We start from the raw sequence: 22,473 nt of genomic DNA on the forward strand, positions 1-22,473 counted from the left end.
GCCGCAGGGGAGTTGAGGCAGCTGGGCTACAACTCCTTGATCCTGACGTCCCGGTACGACACGACGTCCGTCACGCTGTGGACCTGGAGCCCGATGTACCCGGCCGCGTACCGCCGCCCGTCGGTCCCCGGATCGTCGCTGCGCGGCGGCTCGAAGACCTGACCGCCGATGTTGTCGAACTCGTTGATCAGCACGCCGTTGCGGAACACCGAGTAGTGCTGGTCGACCACCCGGATCTCGTAGTCGTTCCAGGTCCCCTTCTGCGTGACCTGCGCCCCGGCGAGCCCGACCCGGTCGAAGCCGTACACCGACCCGGTCTTGTACATGTCGCCGGTGGGCGAGTCGAACACCTGCACCTCGTGCCCGTACTTGATGGCCGCCCACTCCGGACGCGGCTCCTCGGGGTGGTCGTGGACCCACGGGAACCGCACGAACACACCGGAGTTGGCGTTCCCGGTGCCCGGCGCGTCGTCACGCCACTGGAGGCGCAGCGAGAAGTCGCCGTACGTGCGCTGCGGGAACCACAGCATGCCGAGGCCCGCACGTGTCGTGCCGCTGGTGATCGAGCCGTCCGCGTTCAGCGCGAACGAACCGCCGCCCACCTGCTGCCACTTGGCGAACGATCCGGCCGTCCCGTCCATGATCGTGCGGTAGCCCTCGGTCTGGCCGGGCGTGCCGATCCCGGACTCCCGGGCCGCCGCGTCGATCGCGTCGTACTCGCGCTCGTCGACGACGCCGTCCCTGAACAGCCCGTCCAGGACGGTCTTCACGTGCTTGAGGAACAGCGCGTGGGACGTCCACTCCTTCTCGTCCTCGATCAACTCGTTGATCCTGCACCGGCTGTTGGTGAGCCGGTTGGGTACGCCGGAGTCGACCGTCCCGACGATCACGGTCAACCGCTCGTCGAACTCGGGGCAGTTGGGCGCCGGGACCTGGCTCCCCACGACCGTGAAGGTGACGTTCCGCGCGGCCGACGTGTTCCCGGCCCGGTCCGTCGCCCGGTAGGCGAGCGTGTGCGTGCCCGCCCGGTCGACGACCACGGGTGCCCCGTACGCCAGATAGGGCCCGGCGTCGATGGAGTACTCGATCCGGTCGACCCCCGAACCGCCCGCGTCCGTCGCGCTCACGGTGGCACGCGCCGAACCGACGTACGCGCCGTCGGAGTTGCGCGTCCCGGCGACGGCCACACCGGTCACCGGCGGGACGGTGTCGGGAGCAGGGGCCGCAACTACCGTGAACTGCACGGACTTTGCCGCCGAGGCGTTGCCCGCCTTGTCGGTGGCCCGGTAGCGGACCGTGTGCGCGCCGAGCTGGTGCACCATCACGGGCGCGGTGTACGGCTGCCAACTCCCGTCGTTCACCGCGTATTCGATGGTGTTGACGCCCGAACCGGTGTCGGACGCCGTGACGGTGACGGTCGCCATGTCGATGTACGTGCCGTCGGGCCGCTGTTCACCGCTGACCGTCGCCGAGGTCTCCGGCGCGGTCGTGTCGTCGCTCTGCGGCGCGACGACCGTGAACCGGACGCTCTTCTCGGCCGACACGTTCCCGGCCTTGTCGAACGCCCGGTAGCGACCGCTGTACTGGCCCACCTGGTCGACGACGACCGGCGCGGTGTACGGCCGCCAGACGTCCTCGTCGCCGATCGCGTACTCGATCCGGTCGACGCCCGAGCCCGCGTCGGTCGCGGTGAGGGCGACGCTCGCCGAACCGACGTACTCGCCCTGGGCGTTCTGCGTGCCGGACACAACAGCGCTGGTCTCAGGGGCCGTTGTGTCCTCCCCGGTGCCCTCGGTGACGACGAGGATGCCCTGCATCTGGCCGTGGCCCGGGATCGTGCAGTGGTAGAAGTAGCGGCCCGGGGTGAGGGTCACCTCGGCGGTGTGCCGACCGCCCCCGTCGTCGAACGGGTTGGCCAGGATGTTGAGCTGGACGTCACTGTTGAACTCGGGGTCGCTCGTCACGAACGTCAGCGTGTGCGGCATCCCCGTCGTGTTGCCGGTCGCCGCGCTGTTCTCGAAGACGATCGTCGCCTTGCCGGCCACGGCGGTCTTCGGCGCCGAGACGTACTTCGTGATGTCGTCACCGGCCGTCCAGGTCAACACCTGCTCCTGCACGGCCTGTTGACGCGCGCTGCTGGGCAGGGCCTGGACCCCCAGCACCATCAGTACGGCCGCCAGCAGGGCCGTCCAGAGGCGTTGGCGTTGTCGTTGTTGTTTCACCGTCACCACCCCCGCGCCAGTTGCCCGGCGGCCGGGGTCGGCCCGCCGCCCGTGTAAGTGACCTTCCACAGCGCAGACTTGGCGTCGGAGGTGAAGAAACCCCGGCCGTAGTCGAGGACGTACAGCGCGCCGTCGGGACCGAACTTCCAGTCCATGAGGTTCTTGATGCGGTCGTTGCCGACCGGCACGATCTTCTTCAACGACTCGGAGTGCACGGGGAGTCCGCCGTCACCCTGGTTCGCCGGGTCCATCACGACCGCGTTGCGCGGCTGGTCGGCGTCGTAGAAGTCGCCCACGAACCACTTGCCGTCCCAGTACGAGGGCCACTTGTCGGCGCTCGTACTCGCCGCGTCGTACCGGTAGACCGGGCCGTTCATCGCGGCCTGGCCGCCGCCCTTCAGCCACGGCAGCAGGTAGGTGGCCTGCGACTGCTGGTAGGAGGGGATGCCGTTCGCGTCGCGCGGGTAGTCCGGGGCGCCGCCCTGCGGCGAGTACCAGATGTTGTTGCCGGTGACCGGCGGCAGGTTGACCAGTCCGTCGTTGTTCGGCGACTCGTTCTTCGGGTGGTCGCAGTCGTACCAGCCGAGCGGCTGCGACGGGTCCGGCAGATTGCGGTCCCGGTAGGGCTGCTTGTTGCCCATGCAGTACGGCCAACCCCGGTTGCTCGCACGGGTGATGACGGCGAACGTGTCGTACTTCGCCGGACCCCACGTCGTCGAGGGGGCGCCCGCGTCGGGGCCCACCCACCCGGCGTACAGGATGTCCGTCTTCCTGTCGACGAAGATGCGCGCCGGGTTGCGGACGCCCATCACGTAGATCTCGCCGCGCGTCTTGCCGCCGCCCTCGGCGGTCTCCTTGCCGGTGAACAGGTTCCCTTGGGGGAGCGTGTACGTGCCGTCGGGCTCCGGGTGGATGCGCAGGATCTTGCCGTTGAGGTTGTTCGTGTTCCCGGCGGTGCGGCGCGCGTCCGCGAAGGAGACGCCCTTGTAGTTCGGCGCCGGGTTGTTGCCCGAGTAACCCTCGCTGAACTGGCTGGAGTTGTTGTCACCGGTCGCGATGTACAGGTTGCCCTTCGAGTCCCAGGACATCCCGCCGCCCGAGTGGCAGCAACTGTGCACCTGCACCGGCCACTTGAGGAGCACCTTCTCGCTGCCCAGGTCCAGCTTGTTCGTCGCCAGGTCCAACGTGAAGCGGGAGACGCGGCGTTCGGCGATCTGCGTGTCCCGGTTCAGCTGCGCGTGCGGCGTGTAGTGCAGGTACACCCAGCCGTTGTCCTCGAAGCGCGGGTCCAACTCGATGCCGAGCAGGCCCTCTTCGACCTTGACCAGCTCGTCGCCGCCGCCCTTGTTGCCGAAGACGGTCAACGCCCCGGCCAGGGTCACCTTCTTGGTCCTCGGGTCGTAGACGTGGATCTCGCCCTTGCCCTTGCCGATGTCCGGGTTGTTCCAGTCGGTGATCACCGGCTGGGAGGAGTCGGCGCCGCCCCGGCCGATGTACAGCACCCGTCCGTCGGGCGCGGTCACCAGCCCGTGCGGCTCGCCGATCTGGTCGTTCTGGCCCGGCTGGTTCGGCTGAGTCAGGCGCTCCGCACGGTAGTTGGCGTTGATGGTGGCCTTGCAGTCGGCCTGGACGAGCCGTGTCGTCCACAGCAGGGCGCCGCGCAGATGCGCCCGGAACTCGGTCTCGTCGTACGACGACACCGTCCCGCCCATCCCGGTGTAGAAGGACCGGCCGCCGTCGTAGTCACGGCACCAACTCACTGGATGATCAGCGCCGTTGGCACCCGTACCGGGCTGGTACGACCGCTCGCGGACCCGCGCGACCGTGTGGACCTCGCCGGACGGGTTCTTCGCCCAGTTGAACCACTGGTCGGCCCGCTTCCACTGCACCGGCACGTCCTTCGTCGCCGGATGCTGCCGGTCACCCACCTCAACGACCGCGCGCTGTACGGCCGTTGGGCTCGACGCGGCCGGGCGGGCGCCGATCAGGCCGGTGAACCAGTCCGAGTACGGCTCGGCACGGGCCGCGTCGTGGACGCCGAGGAAACCGCCGCCCGCCTCCATATAGGCCTCAAGACCGGCCTCTTGGTCCGGATCGAGGACGTCGCCGCCCCCGGTCAGGAACGCGACCGCGTTGTAACTCCCCAGCGCCGTACCGTCGGTGAAGATCCGCGCGTCGTCCGTCGCGTCCACCGCGAACCGCTGGTTCGCCGGGCCCGTCAGGCCGATCCGCTCGATCGCCGCGATCCCCGCGTTCACGACCGGCGACTCGTCACCGGCCGCCGCCGAACCGTAGAAGACCAGCACCCTCACATCCGCGCCGCCCGGCGGCGACTTGATAGATATCGTTGTCGGGGGTGGCAGCGCCTGCGCGGCGGTCGGCGCGGTCAACAGCCCCGCTACGACCACCCCGGTGGCCAGCCAGATCCGTCTTCTCGTGCTCGATCCTCGTAAGTGCACGGGCACCTCCTCGGTCACGGCTCCTCGGTCACGGCGGACAGCGCCAAGGAAGCTAGACGGCTTTGTGCCGTTCGCCAACACCTAAAACCGGAATTCCCCGAACTTTGTCCTGAGTGTGGAGAAACAGCCTCAGGGCCGGTACCGTCTCACAGGCTCATCACAGGCACGCCTGCGCACAAACCTTCTCAGGACGGGGAGTTGGGGCATGGACGGACGCGGCTTCGACCGGCGGACCCTGCTCGGAGGCGCTGCCGCAGCCGCCTCGCTGAGCCTCGCGCCGACCACCCGCAGCGCCGCCGCCGCGCCGCCCGGCGGCACGGTCCGCCACCTCACGATGTACGCCGAGAAACTTCCCGACGGACAGCTCGGCTACGGCTTCGAGAAGGGCAAGGCGACCGTCCCTGGTCCGCTCATCGAGCTGTACGAGGGCGACACCGTGCACATCGCCTTCGAGAACACCCTCGACGTACCCGTCAGCCTCCACGTCCACGGCCTCGACTACGAGATCACCAGCGACGGCACGAAGATGAACCACAGCGACGTCGCCCCCGGCGCGACCCGCACGTACACCTGGCGCACGCACCTCCCCGGGCGCCGCGCGGACGGCACCTGGCGGGCCGGGAGCGCCGGGTACTGGCACTACCACGACCACGTCGTCGGCACGGAACACGGCACCGGCGGCATCCGAAAAGGCCTGTACGGACCGGTGGTTGTGCGCCGCAAGGGCGACGTCCTCCCCGACGCGACCCACACCATCGTCTTCAACGACATGCTCATCAACAACCGGCCCGCGCACTCCGGGCCCAACTTCGAGGCCACGGTGGGGGATCGGGTCGAGTTCGTCATGATCACGCACGGGGAGTACTACCACACGTTCCACATGCATGGTCATCGCTGGGCGGACAACCGCACGGGCCTCCTGGCCGGGCCCGACGATCCAACTCGCGTGATCGACAACAAGATTGTGGGTCCTGCCGACTCGTTCGGGTTCCAGGTGATCGCCGGGGAAGGGGTCGGGGCGGGGGCGTGGATGTACCACTGCCATGTCCAGAGTCACTCCGACATGGGGATGGTGGGGCTGTTCCTGGTGAAGAAGGAGGACGGGACCATTCCGGGGTACGAGGGCGGGCACGAGCACTGAGGGGGCGGCCGGAGGTGCTCAACTGACCTGCGCCAAGGGGTTGTTGGGTCCGGGCACGTGAGCGGTGACTATTCTGAACCGCAGACCGGCCCTGGAGGAGACGACGTGACCGACACCGCCCCGCGCCCCACTCTGGAGGCCGTGGCCGCGCGGGCCGGGGTGTCGCGGGCGACCGTCTCCCGTGTGGTGAACGGCGGCGACGGGGTGCGCGAACCCCTCGTCGAACGGGTTCGGCGGGCGGTGGAGGAACTCGGGTACGTCCCGAACCGGGCGGCCCGCAGCTTGGTGACCCGACGCCACGACGCGATCGCCGTCGTCATCGCGGAACCGGAGGCCCGAGTCTTCGCGGACCCTTTCTTCGGCCGCCAACTCCGGGGCATCAGCAAGGAGTTGACGGCCCACGACAACCAACTCGTCCTACTGCTGACGGAAGGCCGGGACGATCACGCGCGGGTGGCCCGATATCTGGCGGGCGGGCATGTGGATGGTGCGCTGGTGTTCTCCCTGCACCTTGACGATCCGCTGCCGGGGTTGATCCAGGGGGCGGGGGTGCCGATGGTGATCGGGGGGAGGCCGGGGTGGGGTGGGGAGGCGGCTGCGGGGGAGTGGCGTACCGCGTGGAGTGGTGGGGCGCGTCGAGGTGGCCGTGCTGCGGGCGGTGCGGGGGCGCAGCGAGGCGCCGGGTATCCGGTGGGTGGCGGTCTCGCCCGTGAGCTGGACGCGTACGTCGGAGCAGTCGGCGGTGAGCGTGAGGCGGGGCGGCGTTTCGGTGGCGGCATCCTCTACGTCGACAGCGACAACCGGGGTGGCGCCCAGGGCGCCGTACGTCATCTCGTCGACCTCGGTCGTACCCGTGTCGCGCACATCACCGGTCCCCTCGACCAGACCTCGGCGGTCGACCGGCTCGACGGGTACCTCGATGTCATGGGCGACGCCGATCCGGCACTCCTCGCCGAGGGCGACTTCACGTCGGCCGGCGGGGAACACGCGATGCGGGAACTCCTCGCCCGGCGCCCCGACCTGGATGCCGTCTTCGCCGCGAACGACCTCACGGCGTCGGGTGCGCTGCGCGTCCTGCGGGAACAGGGACGCCGGGTGCCCGAGGACGTCGCGGTGATCGGCTTCGACGACATGCTCCCGATCCCCGAACAGACCGACCCTCCCCTCACGACTGTCCGCCAGGACATCGAGGAGATGGGCCGCCTGATGACCCGCCTCCTCCTGAACCGCCTCGCCCGCACCCCGTCGACGACCGAGGCCCCCCTGAGAAGCGTGGTCCTCCCGACAAGGCTGATCCACAGGTCATCGGCCTGACCCCGGACTCCCGAACTCCGCACGGGGCCAAGGCGCTTGAGCCTGAACGACCCGGCCGCATCGAGACCGACCCCGGACGTACACCCCCACCCACGTACCCTCCCCGCAGCCCCGCAGCCCCGCAGCCCCGCAGCCCCGCAGCCCCGCAGCCCCGCAGCCCCGCAGCCCCGCAGCCCCGCAGCCCCATCACCCAGCCGCGCCCCCCGACCTGTCGCCCGACCGCCCCACCCCGGACACCCACCCAGCTGCTTCACCCAGCCGCTTCACCCCGGAACCGTCACCCAACCGCACCGCCCCAACGCCTCCGCCCGACCGCACCGTCTCAGGCACCCCACCCGGCCACACCACCCCCGGCCCGTCGCCCGACCGCACCGCCCTGGACACGCCACCCAACCGCCCCACCCCGGAACCGTCGCCCGGCCGCACCACCCCCGCCCCGTCGCCCGGCTGCGCCGCCTCGGATACCCCACCCGGCCGCCCCTCCTCCGGCACCCCACCCAGCCGCGCCACCTCCGGCCCGCAGCCCCGCAGCCGCACTGCCTCAGGCCCGTCACCCAGTCGCCCCGCCCCGGACCCGCCCCCCCAGCCGCGCTCCCCCGGCCCGCAGCCCCGCGTTCAGTCCATCGCCTCCCCCCTCACCGCGCCCTGCCCCTCCTCACCCCTCCACCCGCGTCGCGCTCTTGATCACCGCGAAGCGTGCCCCGTACGGATCCGCCAGCTTCGCGAAGCGCCCCACCCCCTCCAGGTCCACGGCCGGCAGGCGCACGCTTCCGCCCCGTTCCACCGCCGTCGCGACCGCCGCGTCCGTGTCGGGGACCTCGAAGTACGGGAGCCAGTAGGCGCTGTCCTCGTCAGGAGCGTCGGCGAGAGGGACGAAGCCGGCGAACATCGCGTCGTCGCCCATGCCCTGCGGGTTGACGCAGGTGTACGTACCGCCGGGGAACGGCATCGCGGAGGTCTCCAGACCGAGCGCGGAGCGGTAGAACGCGGCCGCAGCGGCGATGTCGGCGGTGTAGAGCTCGGCCCAGCACAGGGACCCCGGTTCGTTCACGACGTCGAGCCCCGGCATAGCGGCCGGCTGCCAGAGCCCGAACGGCACGTCCGCCTCGTCCGCGAGGACCGCCATCGTGCCCTGCCCCAGCACCTCCATCGGCTGGACCAGCACCTTGCCGTGCGCCTTCTCGGCGGCCAGCGCGGTCGCGCGCGCGTCCAGCGTCTGGAAGTACAGCGTCCAGGACGGCGCCCCCTCGGTCGTCTGCATCCCCGCCGCCACGGTCTTCCCGTCGAGCTGGAAGAACCCGTACCCGCCCGCCTCCGGCCCCGCCGACACGAACCGCCACCCGAACAGCGCGCCGTAGAACGCGCTCGCCCCCTCGATGTCGGCCGTCCCGAGATCGATCCAGTTCGGTGCGCCCTCGACGAATCGTGTGGTCAGCATCGCCAGCCTCCTCGCTAGGAACCCCTGCCCTGCCGAGTCTTGCACCGCCCACTGACAATCGCCCCCGAACCCCCCGCCCGACCCCCGCACCGGCCCGTTGATCGGCCGTTGATCAAACGTTTTCCCGCATCCGGCACGATCCCGGCATGTCCACCGACACGAAGCCCGTACCCGACCTCTCCTGGCAGCAGGAAGCCCTGTGCGCACAGACCGGGTCGGAGTTCTTCTTCCCGGAACCGGGCAGCTCGGTCCGCGAGGCGAAACAGATCTGCGGCCTGTGCCCGATCCGCCCCGCCTGCCTCGACCACGCCCTCACCCACGACGAACAGTTCGGCGTCTGGGGCGGCCTGTCGGAGAAGGAACGCCACCACCTCAGACGCCACTGACGGCAGACACCGCTGACGCGCCCGCGTACGACGAAGGGCGGCCCGGAAACCCCGGACCGCCCCTGTCACCGCCCGCAGTCACCCCGCGAGCCGAAACCGACGCCTACGCGCTCGCCCGCGCAGCCATCCGCGCTTTGCGCGCCGCCAGCTTCTCGTCGAACTTCGTCGCCTCCGCGTTGAGCCCGCCCATGAACATGCCGAGTTCCTCCTGCGCCTGGCGCCCGTCGGGACCGAGCCCGTCGATCTCCATGACCTTGAGGAAGCGCAGGACGGGCGCGAGCACGTCGTCGTGGTGGATGCGCATGTTGTAGACCTCGCCGATGGCCATCTGCGCGGCGGCCCGCTCGAAGCCGGGGATGCCGTGCCCGGGCATCCGGAAGTTGACGACGACGTCGCGGACGGCCTGCATGGTCAGATCGGGAGCGAGCTCGAACGCGGCCTTCAGGAGGTTGCGGTAGAAGATCATGTGCAGGTTCTCGTCCGCGGCGATGCGCGCGAGCATCCGGTCGCAGACCGGGTCACCGGACTGGTGCCCGGTGTTGCGGTGCGAGATGCGGGTGGCGAGCTCCTGGAAGGACACGTAGGCCACGGAGTGCAGCATGGAGTGGCTGTTGTCCGACTCGAAGCCCTCGCTCATGTGGGACATCCGGAACTGCTCCAGCTTGTCCGGGTCGACCGCGCGCGAGGCGAGCAGGTAGTCGCGCATGACGATGCCGTGGCGCCCCTCCTCGGCCGTCCAGCGGTGCACCCACGTGCCCCAGGCGCCGTCACGGCCGAAGAGGCTCGCGATCTCGTGGTGGTAGCTCGGCAGGTTGTCCTCGGTCAGCAGGTTGACGACCAGCGCGATCCGCCCGATCTCGGTGACCTTCGACTGCTCCTTGCCCCACGCCTCGCCGTCCTCGAAGAAGCCGGGGAAGTTGCGCGCGTCGCTCCACGGGACGTACTCGTGCGGCATCCAGTCCTTGGTGACCTGCATGTGCCGGCTGAGTTCCTTCTCGACCACTTCCTCCAGCGCGTACAGCAGCCGCGCGTCGGTCCAGCCGGCGGAACTGCCCAGGTGGGGAGAAGTGATCGTCACAAGAACTCCAGGGACGTGAAAACGGAGCGGAACACTCCGGCGAGCGGTGCCGGAACCTACCGGAACCTACGGGATCGTAGGCTACGAAACCGTAGGTTACGGGACCGTAGGTTAAGTGTGTTGTAAAGGCTGCTGATCAGCAGGGACGCGGTCGATCTTCCGAACGCTCCGACGCCCCGGAACCCCCCCAGGTCCCGGGGCCGTCCGAGTGACGTCGTCAGCCGGTCAGTCGTACAGCCCGCGCAACCTTACCGAGAGGCATGTCACACAGCCCTCCAGCTTCTCGAACTCGCTGATGTCGACCGTGACGACCTCGTGCCCGAGGTCGGTGAGCAGTTCGGCCGTCTTCGGCGCGCTCGCCGCCATCAGCAGCTTGTGCCCGCCGAGCAGCACCACGTGCGCGCCGGACTCCTCCGGCACGGACAGGAAGCGCGGGAACAGGGCGGGCCGGTCGACCTGCGGGATGTGCCCCATCACGGTCCCGTCGGGCAGCGCGGTGACCGCCGACTTCAGATGGAGTACACGGCTGACCGGAACGGCCACCACGCGCGCGCCGAGCGGTTCGAACGCGGCCCGCAGCTGCTGGATGCCCGCCGCGTTCGTGCGCCCGCCGCGCCCGACGTACACCGTGTCGCCGACCTTGAGGACGTCGCCGCCCTCCAGGGTGCCCGGCTCCCAGATCCAGTTCACCGAGCAGCCCAGCCGCGCCACCGCCTCCTCCACACCGGCCGTCTCGTCCCGCCGGGAACGCGCGCCCGGGCGGGTGATCAGCGCGACGTTGCGGAACATGACGACGGTGTCCTCGACGAACACCGCGTCCGGGCAGTCGTCGGCGGGCTCCACCTCGGTGGTCTCCCAGCCGTGCGCGGCCAGCGCCTCGACGTACCCCTCCCACTGTTCCAGGGCGAGGTCCGGGTCGATCTTCTCGCGCTCGATGTGCGTGACCAGCCCTTCCGAGAGGCGCGGGCCGGGGCGGCGGATGAGGGCCTTCTTGCTGGGCACGTCCAGGTCTCCGAATCGGCGGTTTCCCGGCGCCCTGGAACGGGGCACCGGTCCGCCATCATGCAACCCCGCGCGCGTGGCGCAAAAGCCCTCCCGTGCGGCTGTGGCTCAGCTGAGATACCGGTGGGTCACCCCGCGTCGCCCTCGCGCAGCTCACCGTCGAGCTCCAGCCAGCGCGTCACCCCGATCGACCTGAGGAACGGCAGGTCGTGACTGGCCACGATCAGCGCGCCCTCGTACGACTCCAGAGCCGTCGTCAGCTGGCGCACGCTCGCGAGGTCGAGGTTGTTCGTCGGCTCGTCCAGCAGCAGGAGCTGCGGAGCGGGCTCCGCGAGCATCAGCGCCGCCAGCGCCGCGCGAAACCGCTCCCCGCCCGACAGCGTCCCGGCCCTCTGGTCCGCTCTGCCGCCCCGGAACAGGAACCGGGCCAGCCGGGCCCGGATCCGGTTGTTCGTCGCCTCAGGCGCGAACCTGGCCACGTTCTCGACCACCGTCAGCTCGTCGTCCAGCACATCGAGCCGCTGCGGCAGGAACCGCATCGGGACATGGACGGCGGCCTCGCCCGCGACCGGCGCCAGCTCCCCGGCCACCGTCCGCAGCAGCGTCGTCTTGCCCGCCCCGTTGCGCCCCACCAGCGCGACCCGCTCCGGGCCGCGCAGATCGAGGTTCCCCACGCGCGCGCCGTACACGATCTCCAGGTCCAGCAGCGTCAGCACGCCCCGGCCCGGCGGTACGGCCGTGTACGGCAGGTCGACGCGGATCTCGTCGTCCTCCCGGACCGCCTCCGCCGCCTCGTCGAGCCGCTCCTTCGCCTCCGCGAGGCGCTCCTGGTGCAGGATCCGGTGCTTGCCCGCCGACTCCTGCGCGGACCGCTTGCGCAGCCCCATGACGATCTTCGGCTCGCGCTTCTGGTCCTGCATCTTCTGCCCGAACTTCTTGCGCTTGGCCAACTTGACCTGTGCGTCGCTCAGTTCGCGCTTCTGCCGGCGCACGTCCGCCTCGGCGACGCGCACCATGCGCTCGGCCGCGTCCTGCTCGACGGCGAGTGCCGCCTCGTACGCGCTGAAGTTGCCGCCGTACCAGGTCACCTCGCCCGCGCGCAGGTCGGCGATCTGGTCGACCAGGTCCAGGAGTTCACGGTCGTGACTGACGACGACCAGGACACCCGACCACGCGGAGACGGCGGCGTACAGGCGTGCGCGCGCGTGGAGGTCGAGGTTGTTCGTCGGCTCGTCCAGCAGCAGGACGTCCGGGCGGCGCAGCAGCAGGGCCGCCAGCCGCAGCAGGACGGACTCGCCGCCGGACACCTCGCCGATCGTGCGGTCCAGGCCGACATGGCCCAGGCCCAGTTCGCCCAGCGTCGCCAGGGCGCGCTCCTCGACGTCCCAGTCGTCGCCGAGGACCTCGAAGTGCTCCTCCGAGGCGTCGCCGCCCTCGATGGCGTGCAGGGCGGCCCGCCGCGCGGCGATCCCGAGGGCCTCGTCGACCTTCAGGGCCGTGCCCAGGGTGACGTTCTGCGGGAGGTAGCCGACCTCGCCGGCGATCCGTACGGCGCCGTCCGCCGGAGTCAGCTCCCCGGCGATCAGCTTCAACAGGGTGGACTTGCCGGACCCGTTGACCCCGACGAGCCCGGTCCTGCCGGGGCCGAAGGCGAGGTCCAGGTCCTCGAAGACGGGGGTGCCGTCGGGCCAGGCGAAGGAGAGGGCGGAAGCGGTGATGGAATGACTCAAGAAAGCCTCGCGGTGTGCGCATGCGGTCAGGGGCAGACGCGTGTCGAGACACCGGAGGTCGGCTCGGGATGCCGTAGGGCCGCGGGGACGGCTCGTACGCCGAGGTCGGACGCAACGCACACAGCTCGCGAAGGCGGTGGCTGTGCGACGCGGTGTCTCGGGACCTCAGACGAGCAACGTCCTTCTCCAATCGGCGGCAACAGAAGCGGGATCAACCGTAGGGAGGGCGCTGTGAGGGTGTCAAAGGATTAATCAGTACGCGTCGCGCATCAGCTCCGCGAGGTCGTGGTCCAGGTCCAGCTGGAGGTGTTCCAGACCGACCGGGACCAGCTCGCTCGTCGCCCGCAGGAAACGGCGTACGTCCGCCGAGTGCACGTGCACGATCGCCGTACCCTCCGGGGCGTGGAACTCCAGCACCGTCCGGTCGAAGCCGTACGGCCGCACCCGTACGTCCCCGTCGCCCTCCGCCTCCGTCAGGCCCGCCGCGAGCAGTTCCCTCGCGAACGTCCAGCACACCTCCACGCCCTCCAGCGTCGCGGGCGCCGGGAACGCCATCCGTACCGCGAACGGATCGGTCCGGTCGTACTGCAGCGTGGCGGGGATGCTCTGCATCCGAGGCGCGGCGGCGACCAGACGGGCCTCCACGGGCTGCTCGATGACGGTGGACATCGCCTTGCTCCCTTGTGACTGCTGGACGAACTTCCTGCCGGACGACACTCGACACTTGAAGAGACGCCGGAACCCCCGGATCCGTGCACCTGAATTCCACGTGACATCGGTCACCGTACGAGGGGGACCAAGGGGGCTTGTGGGGACATCGGGGATGACGGTGGTGGAGGGGACGGAGGGTGGGGGGTACCCAGGAGTGGCGGAAGCATGCGGGAGAGGGCCACTGGACGGAGCCGGAGGCGTCCGCTAGCTTCGCCCGGCATGAGGCGCTCGGGGATCATGCGACGTGTTGCGGGCAGAGGACGGAAGAGTGCTGCCCTGGGGGTGGTCTGCGGGGTGATGCTGGCCGCGCTGGGCGCTGTTCCCGCGCAGGCCGGTACGGCGCCGTCCGGCGGCCCGCAGTGGGCGCTCAAGGACACCGGGACGCCCACCGTACGGTTCCGGGGGCTCGCGGCCGTCAGCAGGGACACGGCGTGGCTCGCGGGGACGCAGGGGACCGTCCTGCGGACCACGGACGGCGGGGCGAGCTGGCGGAACGTGTCGCCGCCCGGCGCGCAGGACCTCCAGTTCCGGGACGTCGAGGCGTTCGACGCGCGCCGCGCGGTGGTGCTGGCGATCGGCGAGGGCGAGGCGTCGCGGATCTACCGCACGGACGACGGCGGGGCGACCTGGACGGAGTCCTTCCGCAACACCGACGCGCGCGCGTTCTACGACTGCCTGGCCTTCTTCGACCACCGCCACGGCCTCGCGATGAGCGACCCCGTGGACGGAAAGTTCCGCATCCTGTCCACCGCCGACGGCGGACGCACCTGGACCGTCCTCCCGGACACCGGCATGCCCGCAGCCCTCGACGGCGAGGCGGGCTTCGCGGCGAGCGGACAGTGCCTCGTCACCTCCGGCCCGCGCGACGTCTGGCTGGCGACAGGAGGCGCCGCGCATGCACGCGTACTGCACTCCGCTGACCGGGGCCGCACCTGGACCGCCGCCGACACCCCGATCCCCGCCGGTGACCCGGCCCGGGGCGTCTTCGCCGTGACGTTCCGCGACCCCCGCCACGGCATAGCGGTGGGCGGCGACTACCGCGCCGACCAGCCCTCCCCACAAGCGGCGGCCGTCACCACCGACGGGGGCCGCACCTGGCAGCCCGCCTCCACGCCCCCGCCGTCCTACCGCTCCGGCGCCACCTGGCTCCCCCACAGCCGCACCGCGGCCCTGGCCGTAGGCCCCACGGGCACCGACATCACCACCGACGCGGGCCGCACCTGGCACCCCCTGGCCCCGGGCTCCTTCGACACGGTCACCTGCGCGCCGGACCACACCTGCTGGGCGGCCGGCGAACAGGGGCGGGCGGCCCGCCTGGAACGGTGATTCCGCGCGCGGGGACCTGGGCGACCGGGACCTCGCGCGCGGGGGGTTCAGCCGGCGTAGACCCTGCCCTGCTTCACCACATAGTGCACGGGGTCCGAGCAGCCGAGGGAGGGGGTGAGCAGCAGGCTCACGGTCAGCGGCGCGGGCTCGGTGCTTGCGGCCGAGAACTGACAGACCGCGCCCTTGCCGGTGAGCGGGTACCAGAACCAGCCGTCGACGTCGCCCACGGTGACGCGGTCCGACTCCTTCCAGGCGCCGCCCGCCTGCGTGTAGACCTGCAACCGCACGGAGGCGGCGTACTCGTCCTCCGTCGAACGCAGCGCGGTCAGGGTGATTTTGTAGTCGGAGCCGAGGGTGGACGAGGCGATCTCCCGCGTCTGCGGCGGTATGGCGGCGGTTGCGTTCGAGGCGCCCGCGCCGGCGGCGCCGAGGCCGGCCGCCGTCAGGAGGGTGAGGGCCGCGGCCGTGCCGCGGCGGGTACGAGTGCGTGTCGAGTTCATGCGTTCCCCCGTGGAACGAGTTGGTCCGGAACGTCTGAATGTTCCGTTGTCGGTGAAGACGCGTCAGATGGTTCGAAGGTTGCACGGCGATTCCCGTGTGGCCGGTCCACGAAGGCCGGGGGAAGCTCCCACCCCGTACCCTCGACCCACCATGACGACCGTACAGATCCCCGCAGGCTGGCCCACCACCGAAGCGGAAGCCCGAGCCGTCCAGGACGCCCTCCGCGCGCGCGTGGTGCTCGACGAACCCGGCCCGCCCCCGGGGACGGGGCACATCACCGGCGTGGACGTCGCCTACGACGACGAGCGGGACGTCGTCGCGGCGGCGGCCGTCGTGCTGGACGCGGGGAGCCTGGAGGTCGTCGCGCAGGTCACGGCGGTGGGGCGGATCTCGTTCCCGTACGTCCCCGGACTGCTGGCGTTCCGGGAGCTGCCGACCGTCATGGCGGCGCTCGACGCACTGCCCTGCGCTCCGGGGCTGGTCGTGTGCGACGGGTACGGCCTCGCGCACCCGCGCAGGTTCGGCCTGGCGAGCCACCTGGGCGTTCTCACCGGCCTGCGCACGATCGGCGTCGCGAAGAACCCGTTCACGTTCACGTACGACGAACCGGAGCCCGCGCGCGGGGCGTCGGCGCCCCTCAGGGCGGGCCACGAGGAGGTCGGCCGGGCGCTGCGCACACGCGCGGGCGTGAAGCCGGTGTTCGTCTCGGTGGGCCACCGCACCACCCTGGACGCCGCCTGCGCCCACACCCTCGCGCTCACCCCCGAGTTCCGCCTCCCGGAGACGACACGCCGGGCGGACGCCCTGTGCCGCAGGGCGCTCCAGGAGGCCACGGACACCTCGGCAGCGCGGATCTGACACCCAGACCGATCTGAGTACCTGTACGGATGTCACGCCCGGTACGCCCCGGCAGGCTGGCACCCATGACGAGCCACCGCGCCCCCAAGCCCCTCACCGACCCCGACCGCCCCGTCGAGCGCGCGGTCAACGCCGCCCTCATCCTCGCCGTCCTGGCGGGGTTCGGCTGGATCGTGGGCATGATCTACACCCTCGTGGAGTGGCAGATCTGACCTGGCCGGAACGCGCCCCTCACACCCGGGCCGCCACCCGGAACCGGATGCCCGCCTTCTGCAACCGCCCGATCAACGCGTCCCCCATGGCCACGGCGGTCGTCACCTGCCCCGCCACCGGCGGAAGTTCATCGACGGCCAGCGACATGGCGCTCTCCGCGAACATCTTCGCCGTCTCCCCGTACCCGGGATCCCCGCCTGACACCTCGGTGAACACCCGCTGTCCCCCGCCCTCGCCGACGAACCGCACGGAGAACCAGCTCCGCGCCCGCTTCTCCTCGCTGGGCCCCTCTCCAGGCTCCAGGCGCGCGGACAGCCACCGGCGCGCGGGCGGCACCTGCGCGGCGGCGACGAGCGCGCCGACCCCGGCGACACCCCCGAGGGCGACCGGCAGCCGGCGGACGGCGGCGTAGTGCCGGTAGCGGAAGTCGGGCCCGTATCGGGGCAGCGCCCGCGCGGAGCGCACGACGACCTGAGGGTCGAGGGTGGGCAGCGGCAGCGCCCACGCGCCCACCTCGGAGGCGAACCGGGGCGCGGCGGCGGGCGCGGTGGCCCGGCGCCCGACGAGCCGGGGCTCGTACCGCGCGCGGTCGCGGGCGGCGGCGAACACCTGGCGCCCGCGCGCGAACTGGTTCAGCGCGGAGGCGAGCGTCCCGCCGGAGATCATCGCGTCGGCGCTCACGAACCCGTCGACGCCGATCGGCACCCCCTCGGGCAGCTGACGCACCGTGAAGTACGCGCCCAGGTCGTGCGGCACGGAGTCGAACCCGCACGCGTGCACGATCCGCGCCCCGGTCTCCCGCGCGCGGGCGTCGTGCCGCACATAGGTCAGGTCGACGAACTCCGGCTCCCCGGACAGGTCGAGACAGTCGGTGCCGCTGTCCGCGCACGCGGCGACGAGGTCGTCGCCGTAGGTCACGTACGGCCCGACGGTCGTGGCGACCACGCGCGCCTGCTCGGCGAGCGCCCGCAGGGACGCCGCGTCGGCGACGTCCGCGCGCAGCACCCCGACGCCCTCGCCACCGGGCAGCCGCTCGCGCAGCGCCTCCAGCTTGGCCTCGCTGCGCCCGGCGACGGCCCACCGCAGCCCGTCGGGGGCGTGCGCGGCGAGGTACTCCGCGGTGAGTGTGCCGACGAAGCCGGTGGCCCCGAACAGCACGACGTCGTAGGGACGGTCCGACTTCTTCGGCCTGCTCATGACACCCCTCGGGTCGTTGTCAGTGCCCGAGGCTAGCGTGGGAGGTGCGGCACTCGATCAAGCACCCAGGCGGCCTAGTTTCTAAGCGCTTGCTCTTGTGTTCGACCGGAACACGTTCCTAGCATCGGCGGTGACGACAGCGAGGGGGCTGGATGACGACGGCAGGGCACGGACCGCTCGCCGGAGTGCGCGTGGTCGAGCTGGCCGGCATCGGCCCCGGCCCGTTCGCCGCGATGCTCCTGGCCGACCTCGGCGCCGACGTCGTCCGGGTGGACCGCCCCGGCCGCCCGGTCCTCGCGATCGACCCGGCGTACGACGTCACCAACCGGAACAAGCGCTCGGTGGTCGTCGACCTCAAGTCCCCGCAGGGCGCGCAGCAGGTGCTCGACCTGGCCGCCCGCGCGGACGTCCTGGTCGAGGGCCTGCGCCCCGGCGTCGCCGAGCGCCTCGGCGTGGGCCCGCGGGAGTGCCACGCCCGCAACCCCGCGCTGGTGTACGGCCGGATGACCGGCTGGGGCCAGGAAGGTCCCCTCGCGCACCGCGCGGGCCACGACATCGCGTACATCGCCGTCACCGGCGCCCTCGGCATCACCGGCACCCCCGACCGACCCCCGCCCGCCCCGGCGAACCTCCTCGGGGACTACGCGGGCGGCTCGCTCTACCTCGTCGTCGGCGTCCTCGCCGCACTGCACCACGCGCGCGCGACGGGCACCGGCCAGGTCGTGGACGCCGCGATCGTCGACGGCACCGCACACCTGACGTCGATGCTCCACGGCATGCTCGCCGCCGGCGGCTGGCAGGACCGGCGCGCGGCCAACCTCCTGGACGGCGGCTGCCCGTACTACGGCACGTACGAGACGGCCGACGGCGGCCACATGGCGGTCGGCGCGCTGGAGCCGCAGTTCTACGACGAGTTCACCGCCCTCCTCGGCCTCGACGGCTTCGCGGACGCCCGCAAGGACCCGGCCCGCTGGCCCGCCCTGCGCGAGGCGGTCGCCGCCCGCTTCAAGGCCCGTACGCGGGACGAGTGGACGGCCCGCTTCGAGGACTCCGACGCGTGCGTGGCACCCGTGCTGTCGCTGCGCGAGGCCCCGCACCACCCGCACCTCGCCGCGCGCGGCACCTTCACCGACCACGGCGGCATCACCCAGCCGGCCCCCGCGCCCCGCTTCTCCGAGACCCCCACCACGATCCGCACGCCGCCCCCGCAGCCGGGCGCGGACACGGCGGACGTGGCCCGGGACTGGGGGATACCCGGCCTCACGACCGACTGACCGACACCACCGGACCCCGCCCCACCCGAAAAGCTCGGCTCACGACCCCCGAAAGGCCCACCCCTTGAGCACCGAAGCGTACGTGTACGACGCGATCCGCACCCCCCGCGGTCGCGGCAAGGCCACCGGCGCGCTGCACGGCACGAAACCGATCGACCTGGTCACCGGCCTCCTGCACGCCCTCCAGGAGCGCCTGCCGAGCCTCGACCCGGCGGCGATCGACGACATCGTGCTCGGCGTCGTCGGCCCGCACGGCGACCAGGGCTCCGACATCGCACGGATCGCGGCGATCGCGGCGGGCCTGCCGGACACGGTCGCCGGGGTGCAGGAGAACCGCTTCTGCGCCTCGGGCCTTGAGGCCGTCAACTCGGCGGCGGCGAAGGTCCGTTCCGGCTGGGAGGACCTCGTGCTCGCGGGCGGCGTCGAGTCGATGTCGCGCGTGCCGATGGGCTCCGACGGCGGCGCCTGGTTCAACGACCCGATGACGAACCTGGCCGTCAACTTCGTGCCGCAGGGCATCGGCGCCGACCTCATCGCCACCATCGAGGGCTTCACCCGGCGCGACGTCGACGAGTACGCGGCCCTCTCGCAGGAGCGCGCGGCGACCGCCTGGAAGGAGGGCCGCTTCACGCGCGCGGTGGTCCCGGTGACCGACCGCGCGGGCCTGACGGTCCTCGACCGCGACGAACACCCGCGCCCCGGCACCACCGCCGACTCCCTCGCCGCCCTGAAGCCGTCCTTCGCGGACATCGGCGAACTCGGCGGCTTCGACGCGGTCGCCCTCCAGAAGTACCACTGGGTCGAGAAGATCGACCACGTCCACCACGCGGGCAACTCCTCCGGCATCGTCGACGGCGCCGCCCTCGTCGCGATCGGCTCGAAGGAGGTCGGCGAGCGCTACGGCCTCACCCCCCGCGCGCGGATCGTCTCCGCCGCCGTCTCCGGCTCCGAGCCGACCATCATGCTCACCGGCCCCGCACCCGCCACCCGCAAGGCCCTCGCCAAGGCCGGGCTGAGCATCGGCGACATCGACCTCGTCGAGATCAACGAGGCGTTCGCGGCCGTCGTGCTGCGCTTCGCCAGGGACCTGGACATCCCCCTGGACAAGATCAACGTCAACGGCGGCGCCATCGCGCTCGGCCACCCGCTGGGCGCGACCGGCGCGATGATCCTCGGCACGCTCGTCGACGAACTGGAGCGCCAGGACAAGCGCTACGGCCTCGCCACCCTGTGCGTGGGCGGCGGCATGGGCATCGCCACCATCGTCGAGCGACTCTGACCCCCTCCCGACGGATCACCGAGAAGGCACCCTCCATGAACTCCACCACCATCCGCTGGGAACAGGACCGCGAAGGCGTCGTCACCCTCGTCCTCGACGACCCGGACCAGTCCGCGAACACCATGAACGCCGCCTTCCGCGCCTCCCTCGCGGCGGTCACCGGCCGCCTGGAGGCCGAGAAGGACACCGTCAAGGGCGTCATCGTCACCTCCGCGAAGAAGACGTTCTTCGCGGGCGGCGACCTGCGCGACCTGATCCGCGTCACCCCGGACACCGCGCAGGAGCTGTTCGACGGCGGCCTGGAGATCAAGCGCAACCTGCGCCGTATCGAGACCCTCGGCAAGCCGGTCGTCGCCGCGATCAACGGCGCGGCCCTGGGCGGCGGTTACGAACTCGCCCTCGCCTGCCACCACCGCGTCGCCCTCGACACGCCCGGCACGAAGATCGGCTGCCCCGAGGTCACCCTCGGCCTGCTCCCCGGGGGCGGCGGCGTCGTCCGCTCCGTACGCCTCCTGGGGATCGCCGACGCTCTGCTGAAGGTTCTCCTCCAGGGCACCCAGTACAACGCCCCCAGAGCCCTTCAGAACGGCCTGATCGACGACGTGGCCGGCACGCGCGAGGAACTCCTCGCGAAGGCCCGCGCGTTCATCGACGCCAACCCCGCCTCCCAGCAGCCCTGGGACCGGCCCGGCTACCGCATCCCCGGCGGCACCCCGGCCAACCCGAAGTTCGCCGCCAACCTGCCCGCCTTCCCGGCGACCCTGCGCAAGCAGACGGCGAACGCCCCCTATCCGGCGCCGCGCCGCATCCTCGCCGCCGCCGTCGAGGGCGCGCAGGTCGACTTCGAGACCGCGCAGGTCATCGAGGCCCGCTACTTCGTCGAACTGGCCGCCGGGCAGATCTCGAAGAACATGATCCAGGCGTTCTTCTTCGACCTCCAGGCCGTCAACTCCGGCGCCAGCCGCCCGCAGGGCGTCGAACCCCGGCCGGTCCGCAGAGCGGCCGTCCTCGGCGCGGGGATGATGGGCGCGGGCATCGCCTACGCGTGCGCGCGTGCGGGCATCGACGTCGTCCTCAAGGACGTCACCGCCGAGGCCGCCCGCAAGGGCAAGGGCTACTCCGAGAAGCTGTGCGCCAAGGCCGTCGCCAAGGGCCGTACGACCCAGGAGAAGGCCGACGCGCTGCTCGCGCGCATCACCCCCACCGCCGACCCCGCCGACCTCGCGGGCTGCGACGCGGTCATCGAGGCCGTGTTCGAGGACGCCTCCCTCAAGCACAAGGTGTTCCAGGAGATCCAGCACGTCGTCGCCCCCGACGCGCTGCTGTGCTCCAACACCTCCACGCTCCCCATCACCGCCCTCGCCGAAGGCGTCGAACGGCAGCAGGACTTCATCGGCCTGCACTTCTTCTCGCCGGTCGACAAGATGCCCCTCGTCGAGATCATCAAGGGCGAGCGGACGAACGAGGAGACGCTCGCGCGCGCCTTCGACCTGGTCCGGCAGATCCGCAAGACGCCGATCGTCGTGGGCGACTCGCGCGGGTTCTTCACCTCACGGGTGATCGGCCACTTCATCAACGAGGGCGTCGCCATGGTCGGCGAGGGCATCGAGCCCGCCTCCGTCGAACAGGCCGCCGCGCAGGCGGGTTACCCCGCCAAGGTGCTCTCCCTGGTCGACGAGCTGACGCTCACTCTGCCCCGCAAGATCCGCAAGGAGTCCCGGCAGGCCGTCGAGGAGGCGGGCGGCACCTGGACCGCGCACCCCGCCGAGGCCGTCATCGACCGCATGGTCGACGACTTCGGCCGTCCCGGGCGCGCGGGCGGGGCGGGCTTCTACGACTACGACGACAGCGGCCGGCGTACGGCCCTGTGGCCGGGCCTGCGCGAGCACTTCACGCGCGCGGGCGCCGAGATCCCCTTCCGCGACATGCAGGAACGCATGCTGTTCGCCGAGGCCCTGGACACGGTCCGCCTCTTGGAAGAGGGCGTCCTCACATCGGCAGCCGACGCCAACATCGGCTCCCTCTTCGGCATCGGCTTCCCCGGCTGGACTGGCGGCGTCCTCCAGTACATCAACGGCTACGAGGGCGGCCTCCCCGGCTTCGTAACCCGAGCCCACGAACTGACGACCCGCTACGGCACCCGCTTCACCCCACCGGCACTGCTCGTGGAAAAGGCGGAGAAGGGCGAGACCTTCACGGACGCGTAACCCCGCCAAGAAGCTGCCCGACCTGACGAAACAGCAGGTCAGCCCGATTGTCAGTGGCGTCGCCTACCGTGGTCGCATGTCGGAGATCACGTACACGAGGGGTGACGCCACCACACCATTGGTGAAGGGCGTCAAGG

Annotated in this window: 18 protein-coding genes; 9 read left to right on the forward strand and 9 right to left on the reverse strand. The window is 71.3% G+C overall.

What is annotated here, in order from left to right; translation table 11 throughout:
* Positions 1-26: 26 nt before the first annotated feature.
* Together J8M50_RS39985 and J8M50_RS39990 are read right to left on the reverse strand one after the other, a co-directional pair.
* Positions 27-2,165 (reverse strand): OmpL47-type beta-barrel domain-containing protein, encoded by a 2,139-nt coding sequence (locus J8M50_RS39985; RefSeq protein ID WP_050987295.1) that lies wholly within the window; start codon positions 2,163-2,165, stop codon positions 27-29.
* A gap of 59 nt (positions 2,166-2,224) precedes the next feature.
* Positions 2,225-4,681, reverse strand: a complete 2,457-nt coding sequence (locus tag J8M50_RS39990; RefSeq protein WP_029184153.1) for a ThuA domain-containing protein — start codon at positions 4,679-4,681, stop codon at positions 2,225-2,227.
* Positions 4,682-4,886: 205 nt separating this feature from the next.
* Here J8M50_RS39990 and J8M50_RS39995 point away from each other — a divergent pair, with 205 nt between their 5' ends.
* Both J8M50_RS39995 and J8M50_RS40000 read left to right on the forward strand, forming a co-directional pair.
* Positions 4,887-5,822, forward strand: coding sequence for a multicopper oxidase domain-containing protein (locus J8M50_RS39995; RefSeq protein WP_010355905.1), 936 nt, complete (start codon positions 4,887-4,889; stop codon positions 5,820-5,822).
* Between the two features lie 105 nt (positions 5,823-5,927).
* On the forward strand, positions 5,928-7,136 hold the full coding sequence (locus J8M50_RS40000) for a LacI family DNA-binding transcriptional regulator (RefSeq protein ID WP_010355904.1): 1,209 nt from the start codon (positions 5,928-5,930) through the stop codon (positions 7,134-7,136).
* 655 nt (positions 7,137-7,791) lie between these two features.
* On the opposite strand, the gene J8M50_RS40005 is transcribed toward J8M50_RS40000, so the two are convergent.
* On the reverse strand, positions 7,792-8,574 hold the full coding sequence (locus J8M50_RS40005) for a VOC family protein (protein WP_010354452.1): 783 nt from the start codon (positions 8,572-8,574) through the stop codon (positions 7,792-7,794).
* Between the two features lie 146 nt (positions 8,575-8,720).
* Here J8M50_RS40005 and J8M50_RS40010 point away from each other — a divergent pair, with 146 nt between their 5' ends.
* On the forward strand, positions 8,721-8,960 hold the full coding sequence (locus J8M50_RS40010) for a WhiB family transcriptional regulator (protein ID WP_010354453.1): 240 nt from the start codon (positions 8,721-8,723) through the stop codon (positions 8,958-8,960).
* 103 nt (positions 8,961-9,063) lie between these two features.
* On the opposite strand, the gene J8M50_RS40015 is transcribed toward J8M50_RS40010, so the two are convergent.
* The 4 genes from J8M50_RS40015 to ssgD all read right to left on the reverse strand — a co-directional run bounded on the left by J8M50_RS40015 (position 9,064) and on the right by ssgD (position 13,439).
* Positions 9,064-10,038 (reverse strand): acyl-ACP desaturase, encoded by a 975-nt coding sequence (locus J8M50_RS40015; RefSeq protein ID WP_010354454.1) that lies wholly within the window; start codon positions 10,036-10,038, stop codon positions 9,064-9,066.
* A gap of 225 nt (positions 10,039-10,263) precedes the next feature.
* Positions 10,264-11,040, reverse strand: coding sequence for a dimethylargininase (ddaH, locus tag J8M50_RS40020; protein WP_010354455.1), 777 nt, complete (start codon positions 11,038-11,040; stop codon positions 10,264-10,266).
* Between the two features lie 128 nt (positions 11,041-11,168).
* Positions 11,169-12,770, reverse strand: coding sequence for an ABC-F family ATP-binding cassette domain-containing protein (locus J8M50_RS40025; RefSeq protein ID WP_010354456.1), 1,602 nt, complete (start codon positions 12,768-12,770; stop codon positions 11,169-11,171).
* 252 nt (positions 12,771-13,022) lie between these two features.
* Positions 13,023-13,439: a spore wall synthesis regulator SsgD gene (ssgD, locus tag J8M50_RS40030; protein ID WP_010354457.1), complete on the reverse strand. Its 417-nt coding sequence runs from the start codon at positions 13,437-13,439 to the stop codon at positions 13,023-13,025.
* A gap of 279 nt (positions 13,440-13,718) precedes the next feature.
* On the opposite strand from ssgD, the gene J8M50_RS40035 reads away from it, so the two are divergent.
* Complete coding sequence (locus tag J8M50_RS40035) at positions 13,719-14,807, forward strand: WD40/YVTN/BNR-like repeat-containing protein (protein ID WP_223786399.1); 1,089 nt, start codon at positions 13,719-13,721, stop codon at positions 14,805-14,807.
* Between the two features lie 47 nt (positions 14,808-14,854).
* On the opposite strand, the gene J8M50_RS40040 is transcribed toward J8M50_RS40035, so the two are convergent.
* Positions 14,855-15,307: a hypothetical protein gene (locus tag J8M50_RS40040; protein WP_010354461.1), complete on the reverse strand. Its 453-nt coding sequence runs from the start codon at positions 15,305-15,307 to the stop codon at positions 14,855-14,857.
* Positions 15,308-15,458: 151 nt separating this feature from the next.
* Between J8M50_RS40040 and J8M50_RS40045 the strand changes: the two genes are divergently transcribed.
* On the forward strand, positions 15,459-16,166 hold the full coding sequence (locus J8M50_RS40045; RefSeq protein ID WP_010356574.1) for an endonuclease V: 708 nt from the start codon (positions 15,459-15,461) through the stop codon (positions 16,164-16,166).
* A 65-nt stretch (positions 16,167-16,231) separates the two neighbouring features.
* On the forward strand, positions 16,232-16,378 hold the full coding sequence (gene mmpA / locus J8M50_RS40050; protein ID WP_010356576.1) for a morphogenic membrane protein MmpA: 147 nt from the start codon (positions 16,232-16,234) through the stop codon (positions 16,376-16,378).
* 19 nt (positions 16,379-16,397) lie between these two features.
* Here mmpA and J8M50_RS40055 read toward each other — a convergent pair whose 3' ends face one another.
* Entirely contained in the window at positions 16,398-17,576 is a 1,179-nt protein-coding gene (locus tag J8M50_RS40055) for a saccharopine dehydrogenase family protein (protein ID WP_010356578.1), read from the reverse strand.
* A gap of 152 nt (positions 17,577-17,728) precedes the next feature.
* Here J8M50_RS40055 and J8M50_RS40060 point away from each other — a divergent pair, with 152 nt between their 5' ends.
* The 3 genes from J8M50_RS40060 (at position 17,729) to J8M50_RS40070 (ending at position 22,336) form a co-directional block, all read left to right on the forward strand.
* The gene (locus J8M50_RS40060) at positions 17,729-18,850 is read left to right on the forward strand and encodes a CaiB/BaiF CoA transferase family protein (protein WP_010356579.1); all 1,122 of its coding nucleotides are present in this window, start codon (positions 17,729-17,731) and stop codon (positions 18,848-18,850) included.
* 64 nt (positions 18,851-18,914) lie between these two features.
* Entirely contained in the window at positions 18,915-20,129 is a 1,215-nt protein-coding gene (locus J8M50_RS40065; RefSeq protein WP_010356581.1) for an acetyl-CoA C-acetyltransferase, read from the forward strand.
* Between the two features lie 35 nt (positions 20,130-20,164).
* Positions 20,165-22,336 carry a 3-hydroxyacyl-CoA dehydrogenase NAD-binding domain-containing protein gene (locus J8M50_RS40070; protein WP_010356584.1) on the forward strand — a complete coding sequence of 724 codons (2,172 nt, stop codon included), beginning with the start codon at positions 20,165-20,167 and terminating at the stop codon, positions 22,334-22,336.
* The last annotated feature ends 137 nt before the right edge of the window (positions 22,337-22,473 follow it).

This window comes from Streptomyces acidiscabies (assembly GCF_020010905.1).
Classification (GTDB): Bacteria; Actinomycetota; Actinomycetes; order Streptomycetales; family Streptomycetaceae; genus Streptomyces; species Streptomyces acidiscabies.